Raw genomic sequence first — 7099 nt, 5'->3', positions numbered from 1 at the left:
ACCCGCGTCACCGTCGAAATGCATTTGCGTAACTGTCGCCAGAAATTAAACGCCCGCACACGGGAACAGGCGGTTGTAACCGCCATAAAACAGGGCTTCATTACGCCATAAACAGGTATTCTCTCTCGCAGCCCATATATATCAGGCTTTCATCTTAACTCTGGTCCATTCGCTATCAGAAAAAGGAACAAAACAGGAATAGTTGGCGCGCACATTTCATGAGCAGCAGGTTGCAACAGGCACGCGCGGCCCTTTTACGGGCCGAAAAACGATAGCAAAGCAATGCTACGTATCAGTGGCGGGCAATCGGCGCCGATCAAACCGACCGGGGCATTGCCGATGTCATTAGCAATACCGTGCTTGAGACACCGGTTTTAGAAGTTCTGACGTAAAACACCAAAAAATCATGTCTCCATGAGGTTGCCTTTTCTCATGGTACCCGTTTTTCATACCGTATCAATTTTGTACAAGACGGCATCCACACGATCTGTCAGCCGGTCATACAAGCGTTGGGCATGATGGTTATCGCCCGCTGTTAGCCAGTAAAGACGGGCCCAGTCCTGCTGGTGTGCCTGTGTTTGTAATGCTGCCATCATCTGCCCGCCAATGCCCAAACCACGTTGGTCGGCAGACACCCAAAAATCTTCCAGATAGGCGACATTGCGCAGGGAAAATGTATGGGGATGGACAATGATATGTGCCAGCCCCACCACCAACGGCCCATCTTTTTCCCCGATCGGATCAACCGCCAGCCACGCCTGCATGGCATGATCCGGGTCAAGAATGCGATGCCATAAAGCATCAATCACATCATCGGTCATGTCCGGCGCGCCAAAGCTTATAATATTCTGGCGCCATAAGCGTTCCCAGCCCGCCCGGTGCATGGGCTCTGCCGTTATAATCTCGATCATATCGTTCCTTCAAAATTGTGCGCCCTCATCATATTTCCCTGCATCTCGGCTGGCAAACATCCATCACGCAAGCCTCAAACAGGGCGCAACGGGCGCTGCTCTCTCTTGAAACCAATAAACCAACGCAACCAGCCCTCCGGAATAATCCGCGTAAGTATCGGGGCCATATAGTGGAAAATAAAACCGGGACCGGGCCAAGCGGTTTGACCTTGACTCTGACGCCTCGCGTCCCACATAAACAAGAACAAAATAGGAACAAATAGCAGGCGTCATTTTATGACCAGCAAATTGCAACAGGCCCGCGCGGCCCTTTTGCGGGCGGAAAACCAATGGCAAGGCCGTGCCGCCTGCGTTGATGGCGGGGGCGCGCGCCTGATCACCCGTGCGTTTGGCAATATTGACCTAAGGCCGCATTTTTCTGCTGGCGGCTTAATGCCAACCGGCCTGCACGAGATTATGACCGAACATGATGACAGCGCCACATCGGCGCTGGCCTGGTATATGGCCGGGCTTCATACCGAGCCGTCACCTCACGCAAAGACCCCAACGGTTTTATGGGTGCGGCAACGCAAGGCCCTTGATCAGGGGCGACTTTACCCGCCTGCCCTGTTTGCCAGCCCTGTCCATCACAACCTGATCATGATGACCATTGACCAGCAACAAACCGCCCTTTGGGCCTGCGAGGAAGCCGCCAAATCCGGGCAGATTACAACAATCATACTTGAAGCCACCGACTATGATTTAACCGCCGCCCGGCGCCTGCAACTGGCATGCGAGGCCGGCGAAACGCGGTTGATTGTGTTGCGCTATCATCGGGCCGGGCAAAATATTGCCCCCTCGCCCGCATGGTCGCGCTGGCAGATAAAACCACAAGAAACCTATCGAAAACTCAGCCTGATCGGGGGACGCGGGGTTCGACCGGCAAGCTGGAAAGTGAATATCGATGAAGCAACGCTTCTTGTATCTGTGGCTGACACACTGGAAAACCGACTGCCACCGGAGGGGTACCACCGCCCAACAGCAGCCCGCAAACAGTCCGTCTACGCCTGAGAAGGCGGCGAGGATGCCATCAGGGGCCCTATCGGGCACGGATCAAACTTCACAACCCGCGAAAACACCCTTTCTCGTCACGCGTAGCGACCATAAAGGTGTTCTTGCCTGTGGTTTGTCGCAAGGGGCGCGGTTGGCCGGGCTTCAACCGGGCATGCGCCTGTCCGAAGCACGCAGCATTGTGCCCGATCTGGTGAATATCAACGAAGATCCCGGTCTTTATGCCCGCTATCAGACCAAATTGATCAAGCATCTGGACCGTTACAGCCCGTGGATTGCCCCGGACCGGGTTTTGATGCGCGACAACCTGGCTGGTGAAGGTGGTTTCTGGCTGGAAATGACCGGCGGCAGCCATTTGTTTGGCGGCGAAGAAACCCTGATCAGGCAGGTCCAACGCGACTTAACCAAACTGGGATTTTCCTGCAAGGCGGGCATGGCCGATAGTGCCGGTGCCGCATGGGCCTGTGCGCGCTTTCACGCAGGCGACGGCATTTTATCCTTGCCTGCCCACCATGATGCTGCACGCAGTTTTCCCATTGAAGGATTACGCCTGTCGCCCGATATTCTGGCAACCCTGCACCGGCTGGGTATTCGTCACTTACACGATGTAGCCGATTTGCCGCGTGCCACCCTGACAACCCGTCTCGGCCCTGACGTTTTACAAAGGCTGGACCAGTTTTATGGCCGCCTGCCCGAACATTTGAATTTCCATTTGCCCGATCAGCCGTGGCTGATCCGCCAGCAATATGGCGAGCCGCTGGGCGACGCGGCCAATCTCGAAGCTGCGATTGCACAGATGATTGCGCAATTATGCACGCAATTGCAACGTGAAAACAAAGGGCTGCGCCGTATCATCCTGCGCTGTGTACGGGTGGACGGCCATGCCCATACCGTGCAAATTACCACCAGCACCGCCTGCCAGTCCGCCCCGCATATTGACCGCCTGCTGGCCGAAAAAATGCCCGGTGTAGATACCGGTTTCGGGATTGAAGAAGTCATCATCTATGCCCCCTGGGTCGAGCATGTTGCCTTTCGCCAGATCAGCCTCGATACCACATCCACACAGCAGGGGAATGCGACCGCCCTGGCCGAACTGTTTGACCGGATCGGCCATCATCTTGGCCCGCGCGACCAATTGTTTCGCCCCGGCCACCATGCCAGCCACCTGCCCGAAAACGCCGCCAGCCGCCAGCCAGTGGGCGTAGCCCCGTCCCCGGCCCGCCTGCCTGATATTGATTTGCCCAAACGCCCCATCCGCTTGATTGACCCGCCCGAACCGGTTCAAATTTTGCGCTGCACCACCAATGGTGCCCCCGCCGCCCTGCGCTGGCGGCGCATGGATCTGGAAATCACCACGATCACTGGCCCCGAACGTATTTGCCCCGAATGGTGGGATCACCTCGACCAAACCGGGTTTGCCCTGCATGCGCTAACCCGCGATTATTTTCGTATCCACGACCATACCGGCCGGTGGTTATGGATATGCCGCACCCTGGGCCGCAGCCAGACAGACCCGGAACCCGATATGTCATTTGCCCCGTCTTTTAAAACCGGTTTTGCCCCCCCCACACCGTCGATACAGGGCACGTTGAGCGTTACGACATCCCAACCCCCAAAACCCCGCAAAAATACCCGCACGCTTTTGGACCTGTGGTCCGTTCACGGCCTGTTTGCATAGGCACGATCATGGCAGATATCCCTCCCATCACCGGCAGAACCCCCTCGCAAACCAGCCTTGCGGTCGATAGCGATACGGCCAAATGTCCGCGATATGCCGAACTTCAGGTCAGCAGCAATTTTTCATTTCTGCGCGGGGCATCGCATGCCGAAGAACTGGTTTTAACCGCCGCCAGCAAAGGGCTCCACGGCCTTGCCATAACTGATCGCAACAGTCTGGCGGGCATTGTGCGCGGGTTTAGCGCGCATCAACCCCATCAGGACCGGTTGCAATATATTGTCGGTTGCCGGCTGGATCTGGCCGATGCACCGTCGCTTTTATGCTATCCGACCGACAGGCTGGCTTATGCACGGCTTTGCCGGTTATTAACGTTGGGAAAACGCCGTGCGCCCAAAGGTGAATGCGAACTTTACCTCAACGACGTGGTGGCCCACAGCGACGGGCTTTTATTTATTGCCGTGCCACCACATGTTCCCGACACGGCATTCTATGATCAGCTTATAACGCTTCAGTCTCACTTTTCCGGTCAGCTATGGCTATCGGTCAGCCGTTTTATGGACGGGTTTGACCCCGAAAGACTGGCATTTTCGCAAACTGTCGAAGCCGATCTCGGCATTCCGGTGGTGGTAACCAACGATGTACATATGCATGTGCGGTCCCGCAAACCGTTGCAGGATGTCCTCACCTGCATTCGCCATCATTGCCGGATCGAGGATGCCGGTTACCACCTGTTTCCCAATGGCGAACGCCATATCAAATCCCCCGACGAAATGGCGGCCCTGTTTCCCGATCATCCCCACTGGCTGGAACGCAGTGTCGAAATCGCCCGCCAATGCCGCTTTCATTTGCGCGAATTACGCTATGAATATCCCGATGAAAATGACGGATCAAACGAAACCACCCAACAACGTTTAACCCGGCTGGCATGGGAAGGGGCACAGCAACGCTACCCCGATGGTATCCCAAACAAGGTTCAAGGCCTGATTGAAACCGAACTGCGCCTGATCGACGAGCTGGGCTACGCCCCCTATTTTTTAACCGTGCATGACATTGTGTCCTTTGCCCGTTCACGCGGCATTTTATGCCAGGGGCGCGGGTCGGCGGCCAATTCATCGGTTTGTTTTTGTTTGCATATTACCGCGGTTGACCCGGCAAAAGTTGAATTACTGTTTTCGCGCTTCATCAGCAATGCCCGCGATGAACCGCCCGATATTGACGTTGATTTTGAACATGAACGCCGCGAAGAGGTCATCCAGTATATTTACCAGCGATACGGGCGGGAGCGTGCCGGGTTAACCGCCACGGTTATTTCCTATCGCTCGCGCAGTGCATTGCGCGATGTAGGCAAGGTTTTTGGCCTGTCCGAAGACAGCATCGTCAAACTGACCAAAACCGTTTGGGGGTCAGGCAGCAAAGGCCCGCATGATGCGATGATGCGCCAATCAGGCATCAACCCCGATGAAACCCGGCTTCAGTCCATAATGATGCTGGCGGGCGAATTGACCGGTTTTCCGCGCCATTTGTCGCAACATGTTGGCGGCTTTGTCATTACCCGTGGCCCGCTATGCGAACTTTCCCCCATTGCCAATGCCGCGATGGCGGACCGCACCACCATTGAATGGGACAAGGACGATATTGATGCGCTGGGCATTCTAAAGGTCGATGTGCTGGCATTGGGCATACTGAGCTGTATTCGTAAGGCATTTGACGAATTGCGCGACCATAAAAACATCGATTACGATCTGGCATCCCTACCCAAGGAAGACCCCAGGGTGTACGAAATGCTGACCAAAGCCGACAGCATTGGCGTTTTTCAGGTCGAATCCCGCGCGCAAATGAGCATGTTGCCGCGCCTTAAACCAAAATGCCTGTATGACCTGACCATTCAAATCGCCATTGTCCGCCCCGGCCCCATTCAGGGCGGTATGGTGCATCCTTTTTTGCAACGGCGCATGAAGCATGAAGATATCGATTATCCGTCCGAAGAACTCAAATCCGTTTTAAAACGGACCGAAGGCGTGCCGCTATTTCAGGAACAGGCGATGCAGATTGCCATTGTTGGCGCCGGTTACACGGGCGGCGAAGCCGACAATTTACGCCGGGCGATGGCAACCTTTAAACGCACCGGCACCATCGGTGAACATCGCGATAAATTCCTCAATGGCATGCACCGTAATGGCTATGATGCCGACTTTGCCGAACGCTGTTTTAAACAGATCGAAGGCTTTGCCGATTATGGCTTTCCCGAAAGCCACGCCGCCAGTTTTGCCATTTTGGCCTATGCATCCTCGTGGCTGAAATATCATCATCCTGATGTGTTTTTGTGCGCGTTGCTTAATGCCCAACCGATGGGGTTTTATGCCCCGGCCCAACTGGTAAATGACGCACGCAATCACGGGGTGCGCGTCCTTGATGTCGATGTGAATTACAGTTTCTGGAACAATACAATGGAACGCGACATTGGCCGGGCATCGGGCCCTATGGCGGTAAGGCTGGGGTTTCGCCAGGTGCGCGGGTTGGGCGAACTGGAGGTCGCCAAACTAACATCCAACCGGCCAATAGGCGGCTTTCAGGATATTTATCTGATGGCCCGCCAAACCGGCCTGTCACCCGCCGCCCTTGAAAAACTGGCCGAAGCCGACGCCTTTCAATCTCTCGCCTTGCGCCGCCGCGAGGCATTATGGGCGGTTAAACGTTTTGGCAAGGGCCGCAAGGCACCTGCCGCCCTGCCCTTATTCGAGGCCGCCCAAAACTTTAACCACAATATGGGTGTTTCTGCCGAATTTGGCCCGGAACCCGCGGTGAACCTGCCCGTTATGGGGCCGGGCGAAGAAATTATCGAAGATTACGCCAGCCTGCGCCTGTCGCTTAAAGGCCACCCGGTTTCCATGCTGCGTGATGCCCTGCACGGGGCGGGCATCAAACGCGCAAGCGACCTTAACGCCCTGCGCGATGGTGATAAAATCACCCATGCCGGGCTGGTCATTGTCCGCCAGCGGCCCGGGACCGCATCGGGCATTGTTTTTATTACGTTAGAAGACGAAACCGGGGTTACCAACCTTGTGGTATGGTCCAAGGTGATGGAGGAATTTCGCCGCGAAATCATGACTGCAACCTTGTTAGGTGTATCGGGCAAACTGCAACGCGAAGACAATGTCACCCACATCATTGCCGAAAAACTGGTCGATCTTTCGGGCATGCTGCAAAGCCTGACCGACAATACCAAAATCAACCGGCAGTCCGGCGGGCATCCGCGCAATTTACGCTGGGCCACCGGCACACCGGGCATTGCCACGCCCGTCTCCACCCCGGCACAACCCGCACAAACGGCACAGCCCACCCATGCCAACCCTCTTGAAAACCTTGGACAACAACACGAACAGGATCGCGCCAAAACCAGCCGCCTGAAAATAGACAGCCATGATTTTCACTGATTTTGCCCGGCGCGCAAACCCGCACC

The 7099-nt window shown here is 55.7% G+C and carries 4 protein-coding genes; 3 read left to right on the top strand and 1 reads right to left on the bottom strand.

The annotated features are described in order from the left end of the window. Nucleotides 1-446 precede the first annotated feature (446 nt). On the bottom strand, nt 447-911 hold the full coding sequence (locus TMES_RS18480; RefSeq protein WP_085585302.1) for a GNAT family N-acetyltransferase: 465 nt from the start codon (nt 909-911) through the stop codon (nt 447-449). Nucleotides 912-1187: 276 nt separating this feature from the next. Here TMES_RS18480 and TMES_RS18475 point away from each other — a divergent pair, with 276 nt between their 5' ends. The 3 genes from TMES_RS18475 to TMES_RS18465 are packed head-to-tail and all read left to right on the top strand — an operon-like array spanning nt 1188 to nt 7073. Then, complete coding sequence (locus tag TMES_RS18475; RefSeq protein ID WP_085585300.1) at nt 1188-1961, top strand: ImuA family protein; 774 nt, start codon at nt 1188-1190, stop codon at nt 1959-1961. 13 nt (nt 1962-1974) lie between these two features. Further along, complete coding sequence (locus TMES_RS18470; protein ID WP_085585298.1) at nt 1975-3639, top strand: Y-family DNA polymerase; 1665 nt, start codon at nt 1975-1977, stop codon at nt 3637-3639. An 8-nt stretch (nt 3640-3647) separates the two neighbouring features. After that, complete coding sequence (locus TMES_RS18465) at nt 3648-7073, top strand: error-prone DNA polymerase (protein WP_085585296.1); 3426 nt, start codon at nt 3648-3650, stop codon at nt 7071-7073. Nucleotides 7074-7099: the final 26 nt, after the last annotated feature.

Origin of the sequence: Thalassospira mesophila, from assembly GCF_002115755.1 — a bacterium.
Taxonomy (GTDB): domain Bacteria; phylum Pseudomonadota; class Alphaproteobacteria; order Rhodospirillales; family Thalassospiraceae; genus Thalassospira; species Thalassospira mesophila.
The sequence above is the reverse complement of the archived record's forward strand: the minus strand, read 5'-3'. Positions and strand labels throughout refer to the sequence as shown.

What these genes read in the sequence shown, in the direction of transcription:
- TMES_RS18480 (WP_085585302.1), bottom strand. Translation starts at nt 911, where the DNA reads ATGATCGAGATTATAACGGCAGAGCCCATGCACCGGGCGGGCTGGGAA.
- TMES_RS18475 (WP_085585300.1), top strand. Translation starts at nt 1,188, where the DNA reads ATGACCAGCAAATTGCAACAGGCCCGCGCGGCCCTTTTGCGGGCGGAA.
- TMES_RS18470 (WP_085585298.1), top strand. Translation starts at nt 1,975, where the DNA reads ATGCCATCAGGGGCCCTATCGGGCACGGATCAAACTTCACAACCCGCG.
- TMES_RS18465 (WP_085585296.1), top strand. Translation starts at nt 3,648, where the DNA reads ATGGCAGATATCCCTCCCATCACCGGCAGAACCCCCTCGCAAACCAGC.